Source organism: Curtobacterium sp. Leaf154, assembly GCF_001424595.1.
GTDB classification, from domain to species: domain Bacteria; phylum Actinomycetota; class Actinomycetes; order Actinomycetales; family Microbacteriaceae; genus Curtobacterium; species Curtobacterium poinsettiae.
Map to the genome: position 1 here is coordinate 500,288 of NZ_LMOS01000001.1, position 24,190 is coordinate 524,477.

The following is a 24,190-nucleotide window of genomic DNA, read 5'->3' on the forward strand; positions in this document are numbered from 1 at the left end:
GGCACATGGCACGGACCCGGCGACAGCCCAGCGAACGCATCCTCATCGCGGGCGGTGCCGAAGACCTGGTCGAGATCCACCGCCAGCTCGCGGAACTCCCCGAGAACGCGTACGGACAGGTCTTCGTCGAGGTCGCCCTCGCCGAGCAGATCCGCCTGCTGCCGGCCCCGCCGCGCGTCACCGTGACGTGGCTGGTCCGGAGCGCCCGCAGCTCGGCCGTCGCCCCGCTGGTCTTCGCCGACCACGGTGAAGCGCTGGCACACGCCCTGACCGGGTGGGCCGCCGAGTGGTGCGTGACGGACTGCGAGCCCCGCACCTCGGTCTGGATCGGGTGCGCCGACAGCCCGTGGATCGAGCGCGCACGGTCCATGGTGCAGCTCGAACTCACCGACGCCGGCCAGCAGGTCCAGGTCGAGTACGGCGGGTAAGGGCAGCCTGCTCTTCCTTGCGGTGTGCAAAAGACGGGGGCATGGTTGTCCCATGACCACGCAGAGCACGACCACCACGAGCACCACGTCCCCGTTCTCGACCACGCCGGAGCTCGCTGCCGGGGTCGCCCAGTTCCTCGCCCCCGTCGTCATCGACCTCGAGGCACTCGTCGTCAACGGCAAGCAGGCGCACTGGCACGTCCGTGGCCGCAACTTCGTCGGCGTGCACGAGCTCCTCGACGAGATCGTCGAGCACGCGCAGGACTACGCGGACAAGGCTGCGGAGCGCATCGTCGCCCTCGGCCTGCCGGTCGACTCGCGCATCGCGACCGTCGCAGCGAACACCACCCTGCCGCCGCTGTCGCAGGGCTTCCAGAACTCCGACGTCACCGTCACCGAGGTGATCGCCCAGATCGACGCGGCACTGCTGCAGGTCCGCCGTGCCGTCGACGGCCTCGACGAGGTCGACCTCAACAGCCAGGACGTCGCGATCGAGATCGAGCGCGCACTGACCAAGGACCGCTGGTTCCTGCAGGCGCACCTCGCCGCCTGAGTCGCGACCACACCTCTGACAGGAGGCCCGGTGCCAGCTGGCACCGGGCCTCCCGTCCGTCTGCGGTCGCGTCCCGCGCCCGCACATCACGCCGACGGCGTGACCAGCCCGCTCTCGTAGGCCAGCACGACGGCGTGCACCCGGTCCCGCAGCTGCAGCTTCGCCAGGACCCGACCGACGTGGGTCTTCACGGTCTGCTCGGCGATGAACAGCTCCGCCGCGATCTCGCCGTTCGACCGCCCCCGCGCCATCAGCAGGAACACGTCCCGCTCACGGTCGGTCAGCACGTCGAGCACCTCGGTCCGGGGTGCCGCCGGCTGCGGACCGGCGACGAACGCCTCCACCAGGTGCCGGGTCACCCGCGGAGCGAGCAGGGAGTCGCCGGCCGCCACGGTCCGGACGGCCTGCACGAGCTCCTCGGCGCTGGCGTCCTTGAGCAGGAACCCGCTCGCCCCGGCACGGAGCGCGTCGAACACGTAGTCGTCGATGTCGAACGTCGTGAGCATCACCACGCGGACCGGCGACTCCGTGGGCGCCGCGGTGATCCGGCGGGTCGCCTCGATCCCGTCGAGTTCCGGCATCCGCACGTCCATCAGGATCACGTCGGGCCGCAGCACGGTCACCATCGCGACCGCTTCGGCGCCGTTCGCGGCCTCGCCGACGACGTCGACGTCGTCCTGGGCCTGGAGGATCGCCCGCAGTCCGACACGGAACATCTGCTGGTCGTCCACCACCATCACCCGCGTCATCGCGATCCTCCTTCGGCCGTCGGCTGCGACGTGGTCGCGGTGGGCTGGGTGGGCAGGCTGACCGCGACACGGAAGCCGCCGTCCGGGTCCGGTCCGTGGTCGATGGTGCCGCCCAGCGCGGCGACCCGCTCACGCATGCCCGCCAGACCGAAGCCGCCGTCGTCCGGCGGCGCACCGGCCACGCTGCCGGCCGGGGGTGCGGTGTTGGCGACCTCGACCGTGAGGGCCGACCCGTGCCTGTCGACCGTCACGACGGTGGTCGCACCGGGCGCGTGGCGGGCCACGTTGCCGAGCGCCTCCTGCACGACCCGGTACACGGTGAGCTGCGCGAGCCGCCCGACGTGGTCGATGTCGTCGTCGTCGGCGAGGCTGAGGTCGTCGCCGAGCAGGAGCTCGACGGGGATGCCGGCCGCGCGGGTGGCCTGCACCAGTGCCGGCAGGTCGGCGAGCCGCGGCTGCGGCGCACGCTCGGCGTCCGCGTCGCCGCGCAGGGTGCCGAGCAGCTGCCGCATCTCCCGCAGGGCCGTGCGCGACGTCTCGGCGATCGCCGCGAACTCCGCTCGGGCCGCGGGCGGCAGGTCGGCCACGCGGTACGGGGCGGACTCGGCCTGCATGTGCACGACGGACATGCTGTGTGCGACGACGTCGTGCAGTTCACGGGCGATCCGGGAGCGCTCCTCGACCGTCCGGCGTCGCGCCTGCTCGAGCTCGGTGTCACGGCGGGCCGCTGCGAGTTCCTCGCGCACGGACCGGCGCTGTCCGATGACGACCGCCGCGGCGGCCAGGACGAGGGTGTCGCCGGCGCTCACCACGAAGCTCGTCGCCCAGACGTCGACCTGACCCCACCGGCCGGGCGTCACACCGATGAGCACCAGGGGGAGCAGCGTCGCCGCGACCCAGACCACGGCGGTCAGCCGCCAGGTGGTGCGGACGCCCAGCACCACGAGCAACAGGCTGAGTCCGATGATGCTCGTCACCGAGATCGGCCAGGGTCCGACGGACCCGTCCGCCGTCAGGACCCCGAGGCCGGCGAGGGCGGCGAGGTGCACGACCGACGCGGTCCGGGGGAAGAGGGGCGCGAGGCCGATGCTCGCCGACAGCACGGCGGTGACGAGCAGGGCGAGCGGCACCGGGACGCCGTCGTGCACGGCGGTGACCGGGGCCGCGACGGCGAACAGGGAGACCGCGACGAGCACGAACCCGATCCGGAGCGCCAGGGTGCCCCGGGTCGGTCGGTCGGGCCGGGGTGGATCGGGGACGATGGTCACGGGCGGGCGATCTCTCCGGTTCGGGCGAGGCGAGGTGCGGGGGAGGGGGACGACGACTGCACGGCCTTCGTGACGGCCTTCGTCGAAGCCATCGTGGCAGGCTTCGTCGCCGTCAGGGTGCTCGGGGTGCTCGGGGTGTTCGGGGTGCTCGGGGCTGCTGCTCGGGCTTCGGCACGTGCGTCGCGCCTGCGGCTGATGCTCCCGAGCAACCGGTCGACGACGACCCCGAGCCCGGCGGCGACCACCATCGACACCAGGGCCGCGACGATCGGTTCGTGCAGCACGCTCGATGCGGCCAGCGCGATCCCGATCGACACCGCCGACCACGCGAGCCCCGCGATGGCGCTGATCGCGAGGAACCGGCGGTAGGGCAGTCCGGTGGCACCGGCCGTCATGTTGACCGCGACCCGGCCGACCGGGATGAAACGACCGGTCAGGATGAGGCTGGCGGACCGGCGCTGCATCTGCCGTTCCGCGAAGGCGAACGCCGCCGCGATCCGTGGTCGCTTCGACCGGGCCAACCGGGCGAACCCGATCCGGCGGCCGATCCAGTACGCGATCGAGTCCCCCGCGATCGCACCGAGGGCGGCGGCGACGAGCACCACCGCGAGCACGGGCTGCCCCGACGTCGCGGCGATCGCGGCGACCGCGACCAGGGCGGACTCGCTCGGCACCGGCGGGAAGAAGCCGTCGAGCAGGCACAGGGCGAACAGGATGACGTAGACGAGCGGACTCGCGGCCAACTCGACGACGAGCGGGGTGATCTGGTCGAACACGGGGTGTTCCCTCCCGCCGACGGCGTTCGTCGACGAGGACGACGCTACGGAGCCGCGGCGCCGTTGCCATCCCGCTGCGGTCTCGACCACCCCCTACCGCGGTATGACTCCACCGTGGTCGAACAGCACGTCGGGCGCGTCCACCCGACGGTCGACGACGGTGGTCGGTGCCTCCAGGTGCACCGCGCCGGAGGGCAGGATGCCGGCGCCGCCGAACCGCTCCATCACCCGCCACTGGGCGACGACGTCCTCACCGGCGTGCTCGGGCGGCAGGGCGTCCCAGAACCGGAAACCGCCGACCTCCTCGAGCGCACGGCGGTCGTACAGGGCGCACGCGCCGACCCAGGCGACCCGGTAGGGCACCCACTCGCCGGGGTGCAGGTCGAGGTCGGCGGCGACGTGCGTCGGGTTCGCGGCGTTGTGGAGCGACCACCGGTCGAACCCCGGGGTCCCTCGGCGCACCACCTCGGGCACCACGGGGCCGTCCCACCGCTCGAACACGGCGGTCTCGTGCGGGCGACGGTCCTGCAGGTACGACAGCCCCTGCACGGCGCTGCCGACGAACCCGCAACCCAGGGTCCGCAGCGCGTCGAGCATCCGCGCGACCGAGCCCGGTTCGAGCCAGACGTCGTCGTCGAGGAACAGCACCGCGGCTGCCTCGGCGTGGTCGAGCAGGAACTGCCGGTGCTCGGCCAGGCCACGCCGTTCCGGGTGGGTGAGGAGCGTGACGGGCCGGCCCTGGGCCTCCAGGACGCGGAGCATCGCGGCGACCGCCGGCGCGCTGGCGGCGTCCCCGTCCGCGGACTGGTCGCTCAGCACGACGCGCATGTCCACGTCGGTCTGGGCGGCGAGGCCGGCGAGCGTCGTGGCGAGCTCGGCCGGCCGGCCGACGGTCGGGATGAGCACGTCGACGTCGACCGTGCTCGTGTCCGCTGGATCGGGGGCCTTCGCCCAGGACCCGGACCAGCGGGCGGTCACGGTGCGGGGTCCGGTTCGGGCCGCGCGGCGGCTTCGCGGATCCGGCGCACCACGGCGCTGGTGGAGTGCTCGGGAACGTAGTCGACCATGACGACCTCGCCGCCGTAGCCGCGGACGACCTCGGTCTCGGACAGCATCTCGGGGGAGTAGTCGCCACCCTTGACGTAGACCTCGGGGCGCAGCCGTTCGATGAGCGGGATCGGGGTGTCCGTCGCGAACACCGTGACCAGGTCGACGCAGGCGAGTGCGGCGAGCACGCCGGCGCGGTCCTCGGCCGGGTTGATCGGCCGCTCCGGGCCCTTCAAGCGGCGCACCGAGTCGTCGTCGTTCAGCGCGACGACGAGCAGGTCGCCCAGGTCCCGGGCCTGCCGCAGGTAGGTGGTGTGGCCGCGGTGCACGACGTCGAAGCAACCGTTCGTGAAGACCACCCGACGCCCGGCCTGCCGTGCAGCCTCGACCGCGGTGGCGAGTTCGTCGTGGTCCACCACGGTCGCCGCCGGTGCGGTCACCGAGTCCAGCAGGGCGGCGGCGGTGCAGACCGATGTGCCGGCCTCGCGGACGACGACGTCGGCGGCGGCCTGCGCGACCGCCACGGCGTCGCGCAGGGGCGCCTGCACGGCGAGGGCGACCGTCGCGGCGGCGCAGAAGGTGTCTCCGGCGCCGGAGGCCTGCTGCTCCGAGGCGGGCGTCGCACGCGTGCGGAAGCCCTGGTCGGAGCCGGGCTCGAGCAGCACGGTACCGTCACGGTCGAGCGTCACCACGGCGGCGCGCGCACCGCTGCGGGCGAGCACGTCGGCGCGCGCGGCGACGACGGTGCCGACCCGGTCGGCACCGGTGCCGAGGTCCGTGCCGAGCAGCGCGGCCGTCTCGCCGGCGTTCGGTGTGACGAGATCCGGGTGCAGTGCGGCCCACCGTGTCAGGTCGTGCGCGTCCACCACGACGGCACCGGGGCGGTCGCGGTCGAGCATCGGCACGACGTCCTCGGCGCGGACGCCCAGACCGTAGTCGCAGACCACGGCGGCGTCGGCGCACCGGACGGCTCGGGCGACCGAGCGGGCGAGGCGTTCGCCGTGTTCGGCGGTCGGGGTCGCAGCCAGTTCGTCGACCCGGACCACGACGCGGTCACCGCCGACGACGCGCGACTTCGTCGTGGTGCGGGCGCCGGGGATCTCGACCAGGAACGACGTGTCGACGCCTGCTGCCTCGAGCCGCTGGCGCAGGACGTCGCCGGCCTCGTCGTCGCCGATGAGCCCGACCATGCGGACCCGGGCGCCGAGGGCGCGGGCGTTCACGGCGGTGTTCGCAGCACCACCGGGCACCGCGATGGTCTCGGTCACGCGGACGACGGGGGCCGGGGCCTCGCGGGAGACCCGCTCGGCCTCACCGACGGTCCAGCGGTCCAGGATGCAGTCGCCGATGACGACGACCAGGGGTTCGCGGTCGTCGACGGTGGCGACGAGGTCGCGCACCAGGCGGACGTCGGCGGTCATCGGGTGCCTCCCACGGTGTCGGCGCTGCCGGCGGTGGCGCCGGCAGCGGCTGCGGGGCCGGTGGCACCTGCGGCGGCGCCGGTGTCGGCGGTGGTGCTGCTGGTGGCTGCGGTGTTGCCGGCTGCTGCGGTCGACGGCTCGACGGTGCGCCGCGGCGGGGCTGCCTCCAGGTGCACGACCGTCGTGGTCGTCATCTCGTCGAGCAGGTGCGGGCCGTAGCCGAACCCGGCACCCGAGGCACCGCGCGGCTGGGCGCTGCCGCCCGGAGCACCACCGAACACCGCGTTCACCTTGACGGTGCCGACGGGCAGCTCGGCCGCGGCACGGAGCGCGTGCGCGATGTCGTTCGTCAGGACGGTGGCGGCGAGCCCGTAGCGGTCGGTCGCGGCGAGCCGGAGCCCCTCCGCGAAGTCCGACACGATGCGCACCGGGGCGATCGGGCCGAAGGTCTCCTCGGTCAGCACGAGCATGTCGTCCGTGCAGCCGGTCAGGACGGTCGCCGGGTAGAACGAGCCGAGCCCGCCGGGCGTGACACCGCCCGTTCGTGCGGAGGCACCGCGGGCGATCGCGTCGTCCACGTGGGTCTGGACGAGCTCGCGCAGCCGGTCGTCCACGAGTGGCCCGAACTCGGCGGCGGGTGCTGCGGTGCGGCGCTCCGCCTCGGCGACGAGCGCTGCGACGAAGGGCTCGGCGACGTCCTGGTGCACGTACACCCGCTCGACGCTGGTGCAGATCTGGCCGGTGTTCGCGAAGGCGCCGAGGGCCACCTGTGCGGCGGCCCACTCCGGGTCGACGTCGGCGTCGACGATCACCGGGTCGTTGCCGCCGTTCTCACGGATGACGTGGGCGCGGGTGGTCGCGGCCACCTCGCTCAGGCGGTCACCGGTCGCGGTCGAGCCGACGTGCGCGTAGACGTCGATGCCCTCCTGCGCCAGGAGCAGCTCGCCGGTGGTCGCGTCGCCGTCGACACCGATGAGCACGCCGTCCGGCAGGACCTCGGCGAACAGGGCGTTCAGGCGGGCGAAGGTCGCCGGGCACCGCTCGCTGCCCTTGTGCACGACGGTGTTGCCGGTCACGATCGCCGCACCGAGCATCCCGCACGCCACGGCGACCGGGTCGTTCCACGGCGTCAGCGCGAGCACCACGCCGCGCGGGTGCGGCACCGACCAGTCGGCAGCACCGAACTGCCCGCGCAGCGCTTCGCCGCGGTGCACCGGCCCGAGCTCGGCGTACTGCACGAGCGTCCCGATGCCGGCCTCGACCCCGCCGATCGCGTCGCCGGGCACCTTGCCGGTCTCGCGGGTGTTCAGGTCCGCCAGCTCCTGCGCGTGGGCACGGAGGTGCTCGGCCGCAGCGTGCAGCAGGGCGCCACGCTCGGCCGGTGCCGTCCGGGCCCACGCGCCGGCAGCGGCTCGGGCGCGAGCGACGGCGTTGCGGACGTCGTCCTCGGTCGAGCGGCGCACGGTGGACGCGATCGACCCGTTGACGGGGTCGGTCACCACGAGGTCGTCGGCGGCGGGGGGTGCGATCGTCATGGGGTCCTTCCGGAGCGGGCGGGGCCTCACACGGTGCTCGGGCTCCGCTGTGTGCGGTCACGGCATCGCGCTTCTCGTCCATCCGGGGTCGCTGCTGGACGTCCGACCGGGTCCGACCGGTAGACGTGGAGCCGTGCAACAGATCGGTGTGGGCGGAGAACGGTTCGAGGGTGTCGGCGAGATCGCGGTGCTCCGCGGCGGGGGACTGGGCGACCTGATGTTCGCCCTGCCGGCGGTCGAGGCCCTGGCCGCCGCCTACCCCGGGGCCCGGATCACGCTGCTCGGGGCACCGTCGGCGCGCCCGGTGCTCGAGGGACGCACCGACGCGGTCCACGCCTTCGAGGAGCTCCCCGTCGTGCCCGGTGTCCGGGACTCGGGCCGGGGAGCGCCGACCGAGCAGGACTTCTTCGACCGAATGCACGGGCGCTTCGACCTCGCGGTGCAGCTGCACGGCGGCGGTCGGAACTCGAACCCGTTCCTGCTGCGGCTCGGTGCCCGTCACACCGTGGGCACCGCCACCGAGGACGCACGGGTGCTGGAGCGCTGGGTCCGCTACGTGTACTACCAGCACGAGGTCGTCCGGGCGCTCGAGGTGGCCTCGCTCGCGGGCGCCGAGCCGGTCACCCTCGACCCGCGCTTGCACGTCTCCGATGCCGCACGTGCCGAGGTCAGGCAGCGCCTCGGTGTCGGGAGCGGGGCACGACTCGTCGCGATCCACCCGGGCGCCACCGACCCGCGTCGCCGCTGGAGCCCCTCGCGGTTCGCCGAGGTCGCCCGTGCCCGGTTGTCGACCGGCGACCACGTCGTGCTCGTCGGTGACGAGACCGATGTGCCGGCGTCGTCCGCCATCGTCGCGTCGCTGCCGCCCGAGCTGCGGGAGCGTCTGCACGACCGCACCGGGTCACTGCCGCTGCGGGAGCTCCCCGACGTCCTGGCCGCCGCCGACGTCATGGTCGGCGACGACTCCGGTCCGCGCCACCTCGCCGTGGCCGTCGGCACGCCGACCGTCGGGGTGTTCTGGTTCGGCAACGTCATCAACGCCGGACCCTTCGACCGCGGTCGGCACCGGGTGCACCTGTCCTTCGTGACGCGGTGCCCGGTGTGCGGCATCGACGTCACGCAGGTCGGCTGGACCGCCGAGCGCTGCGAGCACGACCCGTCCTACGTCGACCAGGTCGAGCCCGAGGCCGTCCTCGCCGACGTCGAGGACCTGCTCCGCACGACCTGACGAGCCTCGCACCGTGCGAGCTTCGGTCCCGTGCGCACGCCGTCGCCCCGTGCGCGGTTGCCCGCTGCGTGCGGCGCTGCAAGCGCGCACCCAGCCGTCAACGCTGCACCAGGCGACGCACCGCGCACCGTGCACGGGACGCGACCGGACGTCGGACGGGAGGCCGGCTGCCAGCCCGCAACGCGCCTCCCGGCCGCACCGGCCGCACCGTGCGCGCGCCGTCACCCCGTGCGCGGTTGCCCGCTGCGTGCGGCGCTGCAAGCGCGCACCCAGCCGTCAACGCTGCACCAGGCGACGCACCGCGCACAGGACCCGGAACACAGAACCCGGCACCGCGCCTCCCGCCCGTCAGCGGCAAGCGGCTACGGCCAGCTCGGCTCCGTCGCCGGCATGATCGACAGCTCGCGGATCTCGCAGCCGGCCGGCTGCGACAGCGCGAAGACGATCGAGTTCGCGACGTACTCCGGCTCGATGAGCTGCGCGTCCGGACCGGGCTTGTACTGCTCGGTGCGGTCGGCGAAGAAGTTCGTGCGCATCCCGGCGGGGATGATGTTGGTGACGCCGATGCGACCGGCGGTCTCGGCGGCCAGCGCCTGCGAGAACCCGCGGACGCCGAACTTCGACGCCGAGTACGCGGTGCCGTCGCCGACGCCGCGCAGGGCGAGCGACGACGAGATGGTGACGACGCGGCCGTGCGTGGCCTCGAGCGCGGGCAGGGCGGCGCGCACGGTCGAGGCGGTGCCGATCAGGTTGACGCCGACGATCTGCTCCCACTTGCCGGAGGAGATCGCGTCGATCGGGGCGGGGGTGTCGATGCCCGCGGCGGTGACGACGGCGTCGAGGCCACCGTGGCGCTCGGCGGCGTCACGGACCGCCTGCTCGACGGCGTCGGTGTCCGAGACGTCCACGGCGACGGCGTCGACGCCCTCGGGCACCGCGTCGATCCGCAGGTCGAGGACGATCGGGGTGCCGCCGGCCTCGGTGACGGCGGCCACGACGGCGGCGCCGAGTCCGGAGGCGCCGCCGGTGACGAGGACGCGGCCGATGGGGGTGGTGGGGACGGGCATGGATGTCCTTTGCGTGGTGGAGCGGGAAGTGGTCGAGCAGGTGCGGGAAGGCGAGCGGACGCTCAGCCGACGCGTTCGATCGCGGCGGCGAGTCGGGTGGTCGACCGGCCCGGGTGGAACGGCACGGTGACGACGCGGCCACCCCACTCGGCGAGGGTCGCCGTCTCGGGCAGTTCGCTCGCGGTGTAGTCGCCGCCCTTCGCCCAGACGTCCGGGCGGAAGCGGCGCAGTGCCTCGTCGGGGGTCGACTCGTCGAACACGACGACGGCGTCGACGCAGTCGAGCGCCAGGAGCAGCTCGACCCGGTCGTCCTGGGTCATGATCGGCCGGTCGGGGCCCTTCAGACCGCGGACCGACGAGTCCGAGTTGAGACACACGACCAGGCAGTCGCCGAGTGCACGGGCGGCCGACAGGGTGCGGGCGTGCCCGGCGTGGAGCAGGTCGAAGCAGCCTCCGGTCGCGACGACGGTGCCACCGGCGCTCCGGACGTCGTGCACCAGGCGCATCGCGTCCCGGTCGGCCCCGGGCACGGCGAGCGGCGCGGGGCCGTCATCGGCGAAGAGCGCGGTGACGCCACCGGCTGCCAGGTACTCGGACGCGGCGACCACACCGGCGGAGACCGCGTCGGGGACGTCCGCCCCCGAGGCCAGTGCGACGGCGACGCCAGCGGCGAGCCGGTCGCCGGCTCCGCAGGGGTCCCCTGCACTGACGGACGGCGCGGGCACGAAGCGGCTGTCGCCCTGGGCGTCGGCGAGGAGCGCACCGCGGTCACCCATCGTCACGGCGACGGCACCGGCCTGCCACTGTTCGACGAGCCGGGCGGCGGCGACGGTCGCGAAGGGCACACCGTGTCCCTCGACGTCGGTGAAGCGTCGCGCCTCGGCCGCGTTGGGGGTGGCGACGGTGGTGCCGGGGACGGGGACTGCGCCCTTGGGGTGCGGGTCCCACACCACCGGCAGGTGCTCGGCCGCACGGATGAGGGCGTCGCGGAGTGCCGGCGCGGCGGTGACCCGGCGGCCGTAGTCGGCGACGACGATCGCGTCGACACCGTCGAGGGCGGCGGTCATCGCTTCGGTGGCCCCGGGGACGGGCGGGGTCGCGCAGCCCTCGTCGATGCGCACGAGGGCGTGGTCGACGACGCGCACGCGGGTCTTCACGGGGGTGGGGACGCCGGACGGCCCGGCGACGATCGTGACGTCGGGCAGCAGGTCGCGGATCTCCTGGGCACGACCGTCGTCGCTCAGGACGGTGACCAGGGTGACCTCGTGGCCGTCGCGGGCGAGCATCGTCGCGACGAGTCCTGCGCCACCGGCGCGGCGGTCGTCGGTCGCGACGTCCACGACCGGGACGGGCGCGTCCGGGCTCAGGCGTTCGCTCGTGCCGGACACATCGACGTCGAGCAGGGTGTCCCCGACGACGGCGATGCGGAACCGCTGAGCGGCGGCACGGCCAGCGGCGCCGCCGGCACCCCGACCGCCGACGGCTGGAGCGGCCCCGCTCATCGACGACCCCCGCGACGCAGCGCCGGCTCCATCGCCTTGCACAGCGCGTGCACCAGGACGAGCTGCGCCTCCTGCACGTTGGCGGACGGCCCCTCGATGCAGATCGCGTCGTCGACCAGGTCGGCGAGCGGGTTCGGCCCGGATCCGGTCAGTGCGAGTGACCGCGCACCGACGGCCCGTGCGGCCTCGGCGGCGCGGAGCAGGTTCGGGCTCTTCCCGCTCGTCGACAGCAGGACGAGGACGTCACCGGCCCGGGCGTGCGCCGACACCTGGCGTGCGAAGACCTGGTCGTAGCCGTAGTCGTTCCCGATCGCCGTCACGGCCGAGGTCTCGGCGTGCAGCGAGATGGCCGAGTACGCGGGCCGGTCGCCCTCGAACCGGCCGGTGAGCTCGGACGTCAGGTGCTGGGCCTCGGCAGCCGAGCCGCCGTTGCCCGCGGCGAGCAACCGTCGACCGGCAACGAGCCGCCCGGCGATGTCATCCGCCCAGGCGGCGATGTGGTCCTTGTGGTCGACGAGGGAGGCGATCACGGGGACCGACGCCGCGACGTGGTCGACGACGACGCGTGCGCTGTCGGTGACCGCGCGGTCCTCGACCCCGGTCTGCTGGTCGATGGTCATCGTGCGGTCCTCTCCGTCGGCTGCGCGGCACGGGTGACCCGGCCGGCGTGGGTGGTGCGCGAGCGGGCGGCGGTGGGCCCGGTGGTGCTGGCGGACGACGTCGCGCCGGCGAGCAGCCGCTCGTAGACGCGCTCGCTGTCGGCCGCGACCTTCTGCCACGTGTAGCGGGACTCGGCCCGCTGCCGTCCGGCGCGGCCGTACGCCTCACGGCGCTCGGGGTCGTCGAGCAGGGCACCGACGGCCTCGGCGACCGCGCGCTCGTCGCGCGGCGGCACGTGCAGACCGGTGGCGTCCTCGACGACGGTGTCGATGAGCCCACCGACACTCGACGCGACCACGGGGCGGCCGCAGGCCATCGCCTCGAGCGGCACGATGCCGAACGGCTCGTACCAGGGGGCGCAGACGACCACGTCGGCGCTCCGGTAGACGGGCGGCATGTCCTGCTGCCCGAGCTGCCCGCGGAACGTGACGTGGTCGCGCACGCCGAGTGACCGGGCGAGCGCGTCGAGGCGCTGGTACTCGGGGTCGTCCACCAGGTCGGCACCGGCGACACCGGCCCCGCCGACGACGACCAGTTCGACGTCACGGCCCTGTTCGACCAGCGCTGCGAGTGCGGCGATCGTCGTCCCGACGCCCTTCCGCTGCACGAGTCGTGACGCGGTGAGCACCCGGAGCGGACGGTCGCGCTCCTCGACGGGGCCGTCCGGACGGAAGAGCGACACGTCGACCCCGCACGGCACGACGGAGATGCGGTGCAGCGGGACGCCGAGGGTCTTGAGTTCGAACGCCTCGTCCGAGCAGGTGGCGACGACCTGGTCGACGCTGCGCCCGACGGCGGGTTCGACCCATTCGCGCTCGGTCGGGCTGGTGTCCGCGGCGCCCTGGTGCCGGCGCTTCACGACGCCCAGGGCGTGGAAGGTCTGCACCACCGGGATCCGCACCCCGCCGGTCCGCGCCTGCACCTGGGTCACCGCGTCCAGCGCGGCGTGGCCCGACATCCAGAAGTGCGCGTGCACCACGTCGGGACGGTCGAGGAACCACTCGGCGGCGAGCACCGACGCGAACGTCCCCATGAACGGGAACAGCTCGTCCTTCGGGACGGCTCGGGCGGGCCCGGCATCGACGTGCACGACGTCCACGCCGGGACGCAGGGGCACGCGGACCGGCTGCGACGCGTCGTCGCGCCGCGTGTAGACGGTCACGTGGTGGCCGCGGTCGGCCAACGCAGCGGACAGTTCGGCGACGTGGACGTTCTGTCCACCGGCGTCGACCCCGCCGAGCACGGCGAGTGGACTCGCGTGCTCGGACACCATGGCGATCTTCATCCGAGGCTCCCTTCGAGCGCGGCTGCCGCCGCAAGGTCCCGTCGCGCACCGCGCGCGACGGCGTCGTCGAGCAGGTCGTCCCAGTCGGCCAGGAACCGACCGAGCGCGTGCCGTGCGAGCACGGCCTCCCGCGCCACGAGTCCCCGTCGACGCGCTTCGTCCGGGTCCTCCAGCAGGAGCCTGGAGGCCCGCACCAGCTCCTCGACGTCGGTCGCGATCGCCCCGGCCTCACCCGGGACCGTGCGGGCCGCGTCCGTCGTCGCCAGCACCAGGACCGGCATGGCCATGTGCATCGACTCGATGAGCGACAGGCCGAGCGAGGTCCAGCGGTTCGGGTGCACGTAGGCCCGCCGTTCGGCCAGGGCCGCGTGCATGGGGTCGGCCTGGACGTCGCCCCGCGCGACCACACGGTCACCGAAGCCGAGCTCCGGCAGCCGTTCGGTGCCGATGCCCCAGACGTCGACCGGGGCGACCTCGGCGAAGCGGGGGAGCAGGTCGGTGCCGACGACACGGTTGCGCCGGACGGGTTCGTTGATGACGACGCCGAGCCGTTCGAGCGATCCGGTGTACAGCGGGCCGGGGTCGACGACGCCGTGCTCGACGACGGTGGTCCGGGTGGTGCCGCAGTCCCACATCAGGGCGTTCCAGTGCGTCACGTGGGCGATCGTCAAGTCGTCGCGGTCGCGCATCGGGTGCAGGCTGTCCGGCACGTCGACCCGGGGTGCGTTGTGCTCCACGAAGACGATCGGGACGTCGCGGCCACCGAGCAGGCGGCGGGCTTCCTCGAGCTCCTCGGTGCGCTGCAGGACGACCACGTCGACCTCTGCCTCGGCGACCTCGGCCGGGTCGATCTCGATCGCGGAGTCCGGCCAGGCGCGCCCGCCGCGGCCGAGTCCCCAGGCGTCGCGCGCCGGGGTGGTCGGGATGAGGTACTCGTGCTGGCCGCGGACGAAGGCGTCCATCCAGCCGCCGTGCACGTGCCACACGAGGATCCGCATGCGGGGCCTTCCGGTCGGGTCGAACAGGTCACTCCGGGCCGCTGCCGGAGCAGCAGCAGAAGGAGCAGGAGAAGCAGTGGCGCACGCTACGCAGCGCCTTCTGGGCCGCACCGCAGACTTCTCCGATCAGTCCGCGAAACGCGGTCGAGCAGCCGTTCGTGGGCCGCCAGGACGTCCTCGATGCGCACTCCGGACAGGCAGGGGTGGCCGGGGACGGGGCACTCCCGGGCACGGCTCAGACGGCACGGTGCGGCCTGGTCGCCGAGCAGTTCGACGAGCGGTGCGTACGGCGCCCACTTGACGGCGGGGACGACGGGCGAGAACAGGCTGACGATGGGCGCCCCGACGGCGGCGGCGAGGTGTGCCGGGCCGGTGTTCCCGACCACGACGACCTCGCCTCCGGCCAGCACGGCGGCGAGTTCGGCCGGCGTGGTGCGTCCGCCGAGGTCGATGCCGGTGTCGCCCGCCACGGCTGCGGTGAGCGTGCGTTCGCCGGGGGAGCCGGTGACGACGACGGGGACGCCGCGCTCGGCGTAGGCGGCGACGAGCGCACGGTGGTGCTTCTCCGGCCACGACCGTGCCGGGACGCTGGCTCCGGGGTGGACGACCACGTAGCGGTCGAGGCCGGCCACGGGCGGGGGCAGGACGGCGTCGTGGCGCACCGCGAGCCTCCCGTCGTCGTCCGGCGGCAGCCGGAACCCGGCCGCCTGGGCGATCCGCAGCGCGCGCTCGGGTTCGGGGAGGTCCTCGGGCAGGTCCTCGCCGGGGCGCAGCCGCACGTCGAGCAGGGACCCGGGGTGGTCGACCGAGGCCCCGGAGACCCGGGGGACCCCGGCCAGGCGCAGGAGCAGCGCGAGGGGCAGGGGCGACTGGTGGAAGGACGTCAGGACGACGGCCTCGTCGGGCTGTTCCTCGGCGATCAACGCGCGGAACCCGGCGAGCAGGGTGTCGTCGATCGGGCGTGCGGTCTCGGTCACCCACGGCGCCGCCCACACCCGCACCCGGTCGATGCCGGGCAGCAGGTCGGCGGCCGGGGCACCCTGCGGTCCGCACAGCATCGTCACGTGCGCGGCCCCGGCGGCGACCGCGCGGACCGCGGGCCCGGCGACCAGGACGTCGCCGAACGAGTCGAGCCGGGCGACGAGGACGCGTCGAGCGGCGCTCACGCCCGGTCCGCCACGCTGCCGACGTGTTCGAGCACCAGGGTGACGGCCTCGTCCAGGTCGGCGGCGACGGTCTCGGCGGCGTCCACTTCCTGGCGGCGGGTGCGCGGGGTGGGCACGAGGATGCCCTGCGCACCGGCGTTCCGGGCGGCCTGCACGTCGGCACCGATGTCGCCGACGACGACGATCGACTCCGGCGGGATGCCGAGCCGGTCGGCGGCGTCGAGGACCATCCCGGGCCGGGGCTTCCGGCAGGCGCAGTCGTCGCCGGCGTCGTGCGGGCAGACGCACCAGACGTCGAACGGGCCGACGAGCTCGTCGACCCGGGCGTTGGTGGCGTCGACCTGCTCGCGGGTGGCCATGCCCTTGGCGATCACCGACTGGTTCGTGACGACCCCGAGCAGCATCCCGGCGGCACGTGCCCGTTCGACGGCGCGACGGGCGTCGGGGACGGGGACGACCAGGTGCGGGTCGGCGTTGTACGGGACGTCCACCACGAGGGTGTCGTCGCGGTCGAGGAGCAGGCCGCGGATGACGCGGTCCGGTGCGAGGGGCATGCTCCGTGACTACCGGTCCACGGCCGGGCACCGCCCCAGGAAGCGCCACGGAGCGCGGTCCCGGCAGCCCCGTCAGCGTGGCGGGTCTACCGTCGCGGCGGTGACCGCACTCGAACGACTGCCCGACTCCGACGGACGCCCGGAACTGCTCGTCCTCCGTGCCATCAAGCTCGGCGACCTGCTCGTCGCCGTCCCCGCACTGCACGCGCTCCGCCGTGCCTTCCCCGACCACCGCATCACCCTGGCCACCACGGCGTGGCTGGAGCCGGTCGTCGAACTCGTCCCGGCGGTGGACGTGCACCTGGCCCAGCACGGTCTCGACCACCCGATCGGGGTGCCGCACGGAGCCGTCGACGTCGCCGTCAACCTGCACGGCGCCGGCCCGGAGTCCTCGGACCTCGTCGCCGCGCTCGGCCCGCGCCGGGTGATCGGACACGCCGACCCCACCCACGACTACGAGGGCCCGGATTGGCCCGACGGCGTGCACGAGCGCGACCGCTGGGCGGACCTGCTCACGTGGCACGGCATCCCCGCGGACGCGACCGAGGTCCACATCGACCGCCCCGCCGAGCCGCCGGTGGTCGCCGGCGCGGCCGTCGTGCACGTGGGTGCCTTCCACGGTGCGCGGCACTGGCCGACCGACCGCTTCGCCGACGTGGTGCGCGGGCTCCGGGCGCGCGGTGCCGACGTGGTCCTGACAGGAGGCTCGGACGACGTCGTGCGCGCCCGTGCCGTCGCCGACGCGGCCGGCCTGGCGCCGGAGGCGGTCCTGGCCGGCACGCTGGACCTGCAGGCGTTCGCCGCGGTGATCGCCGCGGCGCGGCTCGTCGTCACGGTCGACACCGGTGCTGCGCACCTGGCGACCGCGTACGGGGTGCCCTCGGTGGTGCTGTTCGGCCCGGCACCGCCCGAGGCGTGGGGTCCGCCCGCGACCGGCCCGCACATCGTGCTCACCGACGCCTCGGTGCGCCGCGGCGACGTCTTCGCCGAGGACCCGGACCCGGCCATCCTCGCCGTCACCGCGGACGACGTGCTCGGCGCAGTCGACCGGCTCCGGGTGACCGCTCAGGCGACCGAGCGGTAGCGTCGACCGAGAGCCACCCGGACCTGCCGGTTGCTCGGAGGGAGTCCTTCGTGTTCGAAGCCGCGAACATCCGTGACTGGATCGGTCTGCCCGTCCTCGACGAGGCCGACGACAAGGTCGGCACGCTCGAGAGCATCTACTACGACACCGCCACGTCCGAGCCGGCGTTCGGTGCCCTGACCACCGGCATGGTCGGGTTCCACAAGCTCGTCTTCGTCCCGCTGTTCGGCGCGACCGTCGCCCCGAAGCACCTGCGCGTGACGTTCCCGAAGAAGCTCGTCAAGGACGCACCGTCGATCCCGACCGACGGGGAGCTCGACGCCGCCACCGAGCCGGTGCTGTTCCAGCACTACGGGCTGGAGTACCGCACCGGCAGCGGTGGCGAACGCCGACTCGGACGCCGCTGACACCGTCCCGCGCCACCGCCCGACCCGACCGACCGATCCGCCGCACCCGCCCGGAGGCCGCAACTGCTCCGCACCGCCCGTACGACGCTGCTCGCCGCCCTGGCAGCGGTGGCCGTCGTCGGGCTGGTGGTGGCGGGGGTCGCGGCTCCGGGCTCGGTGCAGCCCGCCTCGGCTGCCCCGATGTGGCCCGTCCCGCAGCCCTACCCGGTGCCGGACGACCCCGCCGAATCGCTCGCCGACCTGCCGCCCGGCAGCGAGTACGTCGCGCTCGGTGACTCGTACTCCGCCGGGTACGGGCTCGGCGATCGCACCCGGCTGCCCACGAGCGCGTGCGTGCAGTCGGCCCGCGACTACCCGCACCGGCTCGCGGCACGGTTCGGCCTCGACCTGACCGACGTCACGTGCGCCGGCGCCACGAGCGAGGACGTCACGACCGGGCACCAGTTCAACGGCGTCCCACCGCAGATCGAGTCACTGTCGTCGCGCACCCGGCTCGTGACCCTGACGATCGGCGGCAACGACGCCGACCTGTTCGGCACCGCCGCGTCGTGCCTGGCGATCTCGGCCGACGGCCCGGTGTTCTCCGGACGTGACGCGCCGTCGTGCGAGAGCACGCTCGTGCAGGACGGTGAGGACCAACTCAGCGCCAAGATCCAGTCCCGGGTCGCGCTCGGGATCGCCGACACCCTGGCAGCAGTGAAACGGGCCGCACCGAACGCCGTCGTGGTGTTCCTCGGGTACCCGGCGATCTTCCCGGACACCGAGCACACCCCGGCGAAGGGCTGCTTCCGCTCGGCGCTCGACCTCGGCACCCTCGCCGGGTCCTTCCCGTCGGACACCTTCCCCTTCACCGACGACGACGTCGCGTACCTGCACGGCGTGCAGGAGGAGCTCGACACCGTTTCCGCTTCCGCCGCGGACGCCGCCGGAGTCCGGTTCGTCGACGTCCTCGACCGCACCGAGGCCCACTCGGCCTGCGCCCCGGCGGACGAGCGGTACGTCGCGGGCGTCAGCCTGACCGGCTCGAGCGACCTGCGACGCATCGACCTGCAGGCCGGCGCCCTGCACCCGAACGGCCGCGGTGTCGCCTACCTCACCGACCAGATGGCCGACGCGATCCGGGAACTCGCCGGCTGACCCCTTCCGGCACCGCGCTGTCCGGGTGCGCGGCCGGCGGGACGACGCAGACCGGTGCGGCCGTCTCACGCACCACGTCGTGCAGCAGTGCGCCGGACAGCACCCGCACGTGCCCCCGTCCGAGCACCACGAGCGACGCCCGCCGGGTGCGCGATGCGATTGCGTGCCCCGGGTGTCCCTCGACGAGCAGCGGCCGGATCCGCACCGCCGGGAACCGCGCGGTCAGGTCCTCGGTGACCCGCTGCAGCAGTTCGGCGTTCCGGGCGCGCCACCGCAGGGGGTCCTCGGCGAAGTCGGTGAGCCCGGTCCTGGTCAGCACGGGCATCTCCCACGCCCGCAGCAGCGTCAGTCGGCGGTGCAGCCGGACGGCCTCGCCGACGGCGATCGAGACGGCGCGTTCGTCGTTCGGTTCCTCGACGGCCAGCACCACGTCGCCGTCGATCGGGTGCGGCCCCTCGGGGACGATCACCGTCGGCACGGCGGCCCGGACCGCCACGCGTGCCGGGTCGCCACCGGCGGTCGAACCCCGCCGGCTCCGGAACGTGCCGATGACCAGGAGGTCGCCCCCGTCCGACTCCTCGACCAGGGCGGTGGCGAACGGCCCCGCGTGCCGGTGCACCTCGACGGTGACCCCGGGCAGGGCGGCGCGGGCGGCCTCGGCCAGACGGTCGGCGACCGGTCGGGGTCCCTCGATCGCCGGGTCCGCACCGATGATCCGGATCCGCTCGATGCCGTTGCCCGCACGCGACACGATCCACCGCAGGGCCTCGTCGTGCGGCATCGCGGCGTCCGCGGCCAGCGTCACCGTCGTCCATCGTTCGTCCATCCCGATCGGCCTCCTCCATCGCAGGTCCTCCGGGGGCGTCACACGGCGCTCCGTGCGCCACACGGTACTCCCGGCGCGGGCCGGGGAACCGGCGGTGGGCCCGGCCACGTCGGGTGGTGCGCGGCGCGGCGGCGGTGACCCGGGCCTCCCGGCAGGTCCTTGCGTAGTCTCGGGCCGTGGTCGTGAGCGCCGGACTGTTGCTGCACCGGACCGGTCCGTCCGGGCCCGAGGTCTTCCTCGCCCACATGGGCGGGCCGTTCTGGCGGAACCGGCCGCGTGCCTGGTCGATCCCGAAGGGCCTGGTCGAGGCCGGTGAGCAGCCCGACGTGACCGCGTTGCGCGAGTTCGCCGAGGAGATCGGCGTGCCCGCACCGGTGGGCGCCGCAGACCTGACCGACCTGGGGGAGTTCCGGCAGGCATCCGGCAAGCGCGTGCGCGTCTTCGCGGCCGCGGCGTCGGGGTTCTCGGTCGACACCGTGCGGAGCAACACCGTGCGGCTCGAACTGCCGCGCGGGTCGGGGCGGTTCGTCGAGGTGCCCGAGGTGGATGACGCCCGGTGGGTCGGTGTCGACCAGGCGCGGGAGCTGGTGGTGGCCGGGCAGGTGCCGGCGCTCGACGCCCTGGTGGAGCTCGGTTCCTGACGCGCCGTTCGTGTTCGTCGAGGGGTCCCGAACCGTCGCCCGGCGGGCCTCCAGCCGACACTTCTCGGCCACTCGACGATCGGCGCGCGGCATGTCGTGACCACTCGGCGGGACCTCATTGGCTGTGTCGGACACCGGACACGAGCCACACCCGCTGGATGGTCTGAGGGGGTGTCGGGTTCTCGGGCGCCACAGCAGGGGAGCACACATGCGGCGCTGGCGCGCGGTCACGGCAGGGCTGACGGCCCTCGCACTCGGAGCAGGACTCGCGATCGGCGGCGCGACCAGTGCGTCGGCGGAGCCGGTCGGCAACTGGGGGACCTTCACCCTCAGCGGAGCGAGCCGGGCCTACACCGGCACGATGACGCTCGATGGGTTCCCGGAGACGACCTTCACGTCGGACTCCCGGCAGTCGACCGTCGTCAGCGGGGCATCGACCTGGCAGTCGGCGTCGACCCCGTCGGGCGCGGTCTACGGGACGAGCCGCGGCACGACCTACATGAACCAGCGGCCGAACGTCGACTCGCCCACGACCGGGGCATCGACGACCACCTACACGTTCGCCGAGCCGACGCCGGGTGCCCAGAGCTGGTCGTTCGTGCTCGGCGACGTCGACGCCGACCGGGCGACCATCTCGGCCACCGTCTCCGGGGGTGGCGCCGCGACCGCGGAGCAGCTCGGCTACGTGAGCTCCTACAACTCGTGCTCGGCCGCCGTCGCCGGAGGGCCGTCGTGCACCGCCGACCCCGACGGCACGACCGGCCAGGACCGGCCCACCTGGGACCCGGCCACCCGGACCCTGACGGGCAACACCGGCGCGGTCGACACCGCCGGTGCCACGGCCTGGTTCACGCCGACCGTGTCACTCACCAGCCTGACGATCACGTACCAGCAGCGCAGCGGGTTCCCCGTGTACCAGACCTGGTTCGCCAACCGCACCGCCGCGATCACCGGCACGGCGACCCTCGACGGCGCCCCCATCCCCGGGGCGATCGTCCGCGTCACCGCTCCGCGCGGCACCGTCTCCACGACGACCACCGACCCCGACGGCACCTACGCGTTCCCGCAGCTGCCGGTCATCGCGAACTACCGCGTCGAGATCACCCCGCCGGACGGCGCCGAGGGCCCGGACCAGCCGACCAGGGTCTCCCTCGCCCAGGCAGGCTCGCCGGGCGGCGTGGACCAGCAGGCCGACTTCGCGTTCACGTCGCCGGAGGACACCGTGTCGGTCATCGGCACCGTGGTCGACGAGGACGGCCGACCGGTCTCGAACCTCGAGGTCGTCATCACCGACCCGGACTCCGGGGACGTCCTCGTAGACACCACGACGAACAGCGACGGCGTCTACACCGGCTCGGACCTGCCGGCGGACACCGACCTCGACGTGTCCGTCGCCGACGAGCCGCCCGTGACCATCACGACCGGCGACGTCGACGCGGCACCGGCAGTCCCCGACGAGATCGATGTGCCGGCCGCCGTCGTGGCGACGGTAGCGGGTGCGGTCTCGCTCGACGGTGCATCCGTGCCCGCCGGCGCGGTGGTCGAGCTCGTCGACGGCACGGGCGCCGTGGTCGCATCGACGGAGACCGATGCCGACGGTCGCTACGTCTTCGCCACCGCGGCGGGCACGTACACCGTCCGGACCGAACGTCCCGAGCCGGGGGCGACCGGGGCGACCTCGAACACCGGTGTGACGGCCGTCGCCGGCGAGCGTGCTTCGTCCGACCTGCCGTTCGCCTCCGCAGCAACCGCAGCCGAGGTCACGACCGACCAACCCGGCACGGTCGTCGACACGAACGGCGAGCCCGTTCCGGACGTCGAGGTCGTCGCGGCTCCGACGGACACGCAGTCCGGCGATCCTGTGTCGGTCGTCACGGACGACGACGGTGCGTTCGACCTGACCGGCCTGGAGCCCACGACCGAGTACGTCGTCTCGGTCGACGTCGAGGGGGCCGAGGCGGCGACCGTCGTCACCCCGGAGTCCGGGGCCGCGACGCCGCTGGCGTTCGTGGTGCGGGCCGCGGTGGGTCCGGCTCCCGCTCCGTCGCCGTCACCGTCGCCGAGTGGCGCTCCTTCAGCGGCTCCGACCGTCCCCGCTGCAGGCTCGGGCTCGGGCTCCGCGCCGGTGTCGGGCCAGGGCGACGCGGTGGACGGTGGACCGTTGGCGTACACGGGGGCCGACCTCGGTCCGGGACTCATCGCCGCCGGGGTGCTGGTGCTGCTCGGTGCGGCCCTGCTGACCTACCGCGCGGTGCGCAACCGCCGCCGCACGGACCACTTGCAGGACTGACCGCGCGGCGGGCGCAGTGGCGGTGGCGGTGGCGGTGGCCGCACAACACGCCGCCGGCGTCCGCCGAGGGGTCACAAACCGTCGCCCGCCGATCCGTCAGACGACAGTTCGTGCGACCCCGACGCCCCGCCAACGGCATGTCGTGACCACTCGGCGGGCCGACACGCCGCTCGGGCGCCGACCGCCCGCCACCCGCGCCAGCCCCTAACGCGTCCGCTGCCGCTGCACCGACCCGGTGACGACGCCGATCGACCCCGTCACCGTCTGGATCGCCCGCCCGACGACCGGCACCGACGTGGTGACGACCGCGAGCGACGACGTGATGGCCTCGATGGACGAGGTCGACAGGTGCTCCTGCGCGTGCGAGTGCACCGGGAACCCACGGCGCGCCAGCACGACGACCCCGAGCGCCCCGACCAGCACCGCGGCGCCGGCGAACGGCAGGTACTGCAGCCCGACGATCCCGAGCGCCTGCCCGCCGAACGCCGCACCACCGGCGATGCCGATGTTCGACGCGCCGTTCACCAGTGCGCCGGCGATGTCGGGGGAGACGCCTCCGGCGCGGATCGCCGCGGCCATGAAGAGCGTGCCCGTGGTGCCGTTCGCGGCCATCCAGACGCCCGCGACGACCATCGTCCCGATCAGGGAGCCGTGCACGAACGGCATCGTCGCGAAGGCCACGGCCATCACGGCGACCGAGGCGATCAGGGTCTGCCGGGGCGCACGGTCCACGAACATGCCGGCGAGCCAGAGCCCGACGACACCGGTGCCACCGAGCACGAGCAGTGCCCCGCTGACCATGCCGGCGTCGAGCCCGGCGTCGATCGCGTACGGCCCGATGTAGGTGTAGACGACGTAGTGCCCGGCGAAGAGCAGCATGTCGGCGATCACGACGGACAGCAGCCCGGTGCGTGCCCAGGCCTTCGGCGATCCGATGTGCGGCGACGAGGCGCCGCGGACGGCGGGCAGGAACAGCAGGGCGACGATCGCGAGTGCCGCTGCGGCGACCCCGACGGAGAACACGGCCTGGCGCCAGCCGATGTGCTGCGCGACCCAGGTCGCGAGGGGCACGCCGAGCACGAACCCGAGCGAGCTACCGGAGTACACGAACGCGATCGCGCGACCGGCCAGCCGCGGCGGCACGATCCGGGTGGCGTACGCCGAGGCGACCGAGAAGAACAGCGCGTGCGCGATGCCGCCGACGACGCGTCCGGCGCACACCACGGCGAAGGACGGGGCGAGCGCGACCATCAGGTTCGACACCGTGTAGCCGACGAGCGTGGCGACGAGCACGGTCTTGCGCGGCAGCTTCGCGGTGAACGCGGTGAGCGGCAGCGCGAGGATCGCGACGGCGGCGGCGTACACGGTGATGACGATGCCCATGGTTGCCTCGGTGACGCCGAGGTCTGCGCTCATCGTGCCGAGCAGCCCGACGGGCATGAGCTCGGTGGTGATGGCGAAGAACGTGGCCAGTCCGAGGACGGCGATGCCGACGATCGACTGGCTGGTGACCGTGATCGGCCGCGTGTGGGTCGACACGGCCGAGGTGGTGGTGTTGGTGGACACGC

General features: G+C 74.0%; 23 protein-coding genes. 8 read left to right on the forward strand and 15 right to left on the reverse strand.

The window, feature by feature from the left end:
- The first annotated feature begins 5 nt into the window (after positions 1-5).
- Positions 6-428 carry an SIP domain-containing protein gene (locus ASF75_RS02370; RefSeq protein WP_017887393.1) on the forward strand — a complete coding sequence of 141 codons (423 nt, stop codon included), beginning with the start codon at positions 6-8 and terminating at the stop codon, positions 426-428.
- A 52-nt stretch (positions 429-480) separates the two neighbouring features.
- Positions 481-981, forward strand: coding sequence for a Dps family protein (locus tag ASF75_RS02375; protein WP_056068605.1), 501 nt, complete (start codon positions 481-483; stop codon positions 979-981).
- Positions 982-1,067: 86 nt separating this feature from the next.
- Here the strand turns inward: ASF75_RS02375 and ASF75_RS02380 are convergent, their stop codons facing one another.
- The 6 genes from ASF75_RS02380 to ASF75_RS02405 all read right to left on the reverse strand — a co-directional run bounded on the left by ASF75_RS02380 (position 1,068) and on the right by ASF75_RS02405 (position 7,777).
- Positions 1,068-1,730, reverse strand: coding sequence for a response regulator (locus ASF75_RS02380; protein ID WP_056068607.1), 663 nt, complete (start codon positions 1,728-1,730; stop codon positions 1,068-1,070).
- Positions 1,727-2,998 carry a sensor histidine kinase gene (locus tag ASF75_RS02385; RefSeq protein WP_056068609.1) on the reverse strand — a complete coding sequence of 424 codons (1,272 nt, stop codon included), beginning with the start codon at positions 2,996-2,998 and terminating at the stop codon, positions 1,727-1,729. The genes ASF75_RS02380 and ASF75_RS02385 overlap by 4 nt, the downstream gene beginning before the upstream one ends.
- The gene (locus tag ASF75_RS02390; protein ID WP_056068612.1) at positions 2,995-3,774 is read right to left on the reverse strand and encodes a DedA family protein; all 780 of its coding nucleotides are present in this window, start codon (positions 3,772-3,774) and stop codon (positions 2,995-2,997) included. The genes ASF75_RS02385 and ASF75_RS02390 overlap by 4 nt, the downstream gene beginning before the upstream one ends.
- Positions 3,775-3,867: 93 nt before the next feature.
- Positions 3,868-4,752, reverse strand: coding sequence for a glycosyltransferase family 2 protein (locus tag ASF75_RS02395; protein WP_042537160.1), 885 nt, complete (start codon positions 4,750-4,752; stop codon positions 3,868-3,870).
- Positions 4,749-6,242: a D-glycero-beta-D-manno-heptose 1-phosphate adenylyltransferase gene (gene rfaE2, locus ASF75_RS02400; protein WP_017887387.1), complete on the reverse strand. Its 1,494-nt coding sequence runs from the start codon at positions 6,240-6,242 to the stop codon at positions 4,749-4,751. Before rfaE2 ends, ASF75_RS02395 begins: the two co-directional genes overlap by 4 nt.
- A complete protein-coding gene (locus ASF75_RS02405) occupies positions 6,239-7,777 on the reverse strand; it encodes an aldehyde dehydrogenase family protein (RefSeq protein ID WP_056068613.1) in 1,539 nt (512 codons plus the stop codon). The genes rfaE2 and ASF75_RS02405 overlap by 4 nt, the downstream gene beginning before the upstream one ends.
- A gap of 133 nt (positions 7,778-7,910) precedes the next feature.
- On the opposite strand from ASF75_RS02405, the gene ASF75_RS02410 reads away from it, so the two are divergent.
- On the forward strand, positions 7,911-9,005 hold the full coding sequence (locus ASF75_RS02410; RefSeq protein ID WP_056068615.1) for a glycosyltransferase family 9 protein: 1,095 nt from the start codon (positions 7,911-7,913) through the stop codon (positions 9,003-9,005).
- Positions 9,006-9,367: 362 nt separating this feature from the next.
- Here the strand turns inward: ASF75_RS02410 and ASF75_RS02415 are convergent, their stop codons facing one another.
- The 7 genes from ASF75_RS02415 to ASF75_RS02445 all read right to left on the reverse strand — a co-directional run bounded on the left by ASF75_RS02415 (position 9,368) and on the right by ASF75_RS02445 (position 16,237).
- Positions 9,368-10,072: an SDR family oxidoreductase gene (locus ASF75_RS02415; RefSeq protein WP_056068617.1), complete on the reverse strand. Its 705-nt coding sequence runs from the start codon at positions 10,070-10,072 to the stop codon at positions 9,368-9,370.
- Positions 10,073-10,134: 62 nt separating this feature from the next.
- On the reverse strand, positions 10,135-11,574 hold the full coding sequence (locus ASF75_RS02420; protein WP_235517484.1) for a PfkB family carbohydrate kinase: 1,440 nt from the start codon (positions 11,572-11,574) through the stop codon (positions 10,135-10,137).
- Positions 11,571-12,194: an SIS domain-containing protein gene (locus ASF75_RS02425; protein ID WP_017887382.1), complete on the reverse strand. Its 624-nt coding sequence runs from the start codon at positions 12,192-12,194 to the stop codon at positions 11,571-11,573. The genes ASF75_RS02420 and ASF75_RS02425 overlap by 4 nt, the downstream gene beginning before the upstream one ends.
- Positions 12,191-13,519 carry a glycosyltransferase gene (locus tag ASF75_RS02430; protein ID WP_056068619.1) on the reverse strand — a complete coding sequence of 443 codons (1,329 nt, stop codon included), beginning with the start codon at positions 13,517-13,519 and terminating at the stop codon, positions 12,191-12,193. The genes ASF75_RS02425 and ASF75_RS02430 overlap by 4 nt, the downstream gene beginning before the upstream one ends.
- Positions 13,516-14,517, reverse strand: a complete 1,002-nt coding sequence (locus tag ASF75_RS02435; RefSeq protein WP_056068621.1) for a glycosyltransferase — start codon at positions 14,515-14,517, stop codon at positions 13,516-13,518. The genes ASF75_RS02430 and ASF75_RS02435 overlap by 4 nt, the downstream gene beginning before the upstream one ends.
- Positions 14,518-14,603: 86 nt before the next feature.
- Complete coding sequence (locus tag ASF75_RS02440) at positions 14,604-15,683, reverse strand: glycosyltransferase family 9 protein (RefSeq protein ID WP_056068623.1); 1,080 nt, start codon at positions 15,681-15,683, stop codon at positions 14,604-14,606.
- Positions 15,680-16,237 (reverse strand): D-glycero-alpha-D-manno-heptose-1,7-bisphosphate 7-phosphatase, encoded by a 558-nt coding sequence (locus ASF75_RS02445; protein ID WP_056068625.1) that lies wholly within the window; start codon positions 16,235-16,237, stop codon positions 15,680-15,682. Before ASF75_RS02445 ends, ASF75_RS02440 begins: the two co-directional genes overlap by 4 nt.
- Before the next feature lie 100 nt (positions 16,238-16,337).
- Here ASF75_RS02445 and ASF75_RS02450 point away from each other — a divergent pair, with 100 nt between their 5' ends.
- The 3 genes from ASF75_RS02450 (at position 16,338) to ASF75_RS02460 (ending at position 18,865) form a co-directional block, all read left to right on the forward strand.
- Positions 16,338-17,321, forward strand: a complete 984-nt coding sequence (locus ASF75_RS02450) for a glycosyltransferase family 9 protein (protein ID WP_056068626.1) — start codon at positions 16,338-16,340, stop codon at positions 17,319-17,321.
- Between the two features lie 50 nt (positions 17,322-17,371).
- Positions 17,372-17,728, forward strand: a complete 357-nt coding sequence (locus ASF75_RS02455) for a PRC-barrel domain-containing protein (RefSeq protein ID WP_056068629.1) — start codon at positions 17,372-17,374, stop codon at positions 17,726-17,728.
- A gap of 108 nt (positions 17,729-17,836) precedes the next feature.
- Positions 17,837-18,865: an SGNH/GDSL hydrolase family protein gene (locus tag ASF75_RS02460; protein WP_042537179.1), complete on the forward strand. Its 1,029-nt coding sequence runs from the start codon at positions 17,837-17,839 to the stop codon at positions 18,863-18,865.
- Here ASF75_RS02460 and ASF75_RS02465 read toward each other — a convergent pair.
- Positions 18,822-19,691: a universal stress protein gene (locus ASF75_RS02465; RefSeq protein ID WP_017887375.1), complete on the reverse strand. Its 870-nt coding sequence runs from the start codon at positions 19,689-19,691 to the stop codon at positions 18,822-18,824. The two genes, ASF75_RS02460 and ASF75_RS02465, sit on opposite strands and share 44 nt — an antisense overlap.
- 176 nt (positions 19,692-19,867) lie before the next feature.
- On the opposite strand from ASF75_RS02465, the gene ASF75_RS02470 reads away from it, so the two are divergent.
- Both ASF75_RS02470 and ASF75_RS02475 read left to right on the forward strand, forming a co-directional pair.
- Positions 19,868-20,332 carry an NUDIX domain-containing protein gene (locus ASF75_RS02470; protein WP_056068634.1) on the forward strand — a complete coding sequence of 155 codons (465 nt, stop codon included), beginning with the start codon at positions 19,868-19,870 and terminating at the stop codon, positions 20,330-20,332.
- 208 nt (positions 20,333-20,540) lie between these two features.
- Positions 20,541-22,622: a carboxypeptidase-like regulatory domain-containing protein gene (locus tag ASF75_RS02475; protein ID WP_056068636.1), complete on the forward strand. Its 2,082-nt coding sequence runs from the start codon at positions 20,541-20,543 to the stop codon at positions 22,620-22,622.
- Between the two features lie 204 nt (positions 22,623-22,826).
- Here the strand turns inward: ASF75_RS02475 and ASF75_RS02480 are convergent, their stop codons facing one another.
- Positions 22,827-24,188 carry an MFS transporter gene (locus tag ASF75_RS02480; RefSeq protein ID WP_156463749.1) on the reverse strand — a complete coding sequence of 454 codons (1,362 nt, stop codon included), beginning with the start codon at positions 24,186-24,188 and terminating at the stop codon, positions 22,827-22,829.
- Positions 24,189-24,190 lie beyond the last annotated feature (2 nt).